At 49.2% G+C, this 1,343-nt stretch carries 1 rRNA gene; it reads left to right on the top strand.

Features of this window, described 5'->3' with window-relative positions:
- A 16S ribosomal RNA gene (locus BUB80_RS22910) occupies nt 1-1,245 on the top strand; the annotation flags it as partial.
- Nucleotides 1,246-1,343 lie beyond the last annotated feature (98 nt).

The following is a 1,343-nucleotide window of genomic DNA, read 5'->3' as shown; positions in this document are numbered from 1 at the left end:
ATGATCTTTAGGGGGCCTGAGAGGGTGATCCCCCACACTGGTACTGAGACACGGACCAGACTCCTACGGGAGGCAGCAGTGAGGAATATTGGACAATGGGTGAGAGCCTGATCCAGCCATCCCGCGTGAAGGACGACGGCCCTATGGGTTGTAAACTTCTTTTGTATAGGGATAAACCTTTCCACGTGTGGAAAGCTGAAGGTACTATACGAATAAGCACCGGCTAACTCCGTGCCAGCAGCCGCGGTAATACGGAGGGTGCAAGCGTTATCCGGATTTATTGGGTTTAAAGGGTCCGTAGGCGGGCTCGTAAGTCAGTGGTGAAATCTCATAGCTTAACTATGAAACTGCCATTGATACTGCGAGCCTTGAGTAAGGTAGAGGTAGCTGGAATAAGTAGTGTAGCGGTGAAATGCATAGATATTACTTAGAACACCAATTGCGAAGGCAGGTTACCATGTCTTAACTGACGCTGATGGACGAAAGCGTGGGGAGCGAACAGGATTAGATACCCTGGTAGTCCACGCCGTAAACGATGCTAACTCGTTTTTGGGTTTTCGGATTCAGAGACTAAGCGAAAGTGATAAGTTAGCCACCTGGGGAGTACGTTCGCAAGAATGAAACTCAAAGGAATTGACGGGGGCCCGCACAAGCGGTGGATTATGTGGTTTAATTCGATGATACGCGAGGAACCTTACCAAGGCTTAAATGGGAATTGACAGGTTTAGAAATAGACTTTTCTTCGGACAATTTTCAAGGTGCTGCATGGTTGTCGTCAGCTCGTGCCGTGAGGTGTTAGGTTAAGTCCTGCAACGAGCGCAACCCCTGTCACTAGTTGCTAGCATTAAGTTGAGGACTCTAGTGAGACTGCCTACGCAAGTAGAGAGGAAGGTGGGGATGACGTCAAATCATCACGGCCCTTACGCCTTGGGCCACACACGTAATACAATGGCCGGTACAGAGGGCAGCTACACAGCGATGTGATGCAAATCTCGAAAGCCGGTCTCAGTTCGGATTGGAGTCTGCAACTCGACTCTATGAAGCTGGAATCGCTAGTAATCGCGCATCAGCCATGGCGCGGTGAATACGTTCCCGGGCCTTGTACACACCGCCCGTCAAGCCATGGAAGTCTGGGGTACCTGAAGTCGGTGACCGTAACAGGAGCTGCCTAGGGTAAAACAGGTAACTAGGGCTAAGTCGTAACAAGGTAGCCGTACCGGAAGGTGCGGCTGGAACATCTCATTTTAGAGCGTCTTAGGACGATAAAAAAAACAAAAGGACACAATGTGTCCATGTACTTACTTAAAGGACGTTTTAGTTTTTTACTCGGTTGCTTATATAAA

Source organism: Chryseobacterium polytrichastri (assembly GCF_900142445.1).
GTDB classification, from domain to species: domain Bacteria; phylum Bacteroidota; class Bacteroidia; order Flavobacteriales; family Weeksellaceae; genus Chryseobacterium; species Chryseobacterium polytrichastri.
The sequence above is the reverse complement of the archived record's forward strand: the minus strand, read 5'-3'. Positions and strand labels throughout refer to the sequence as shown.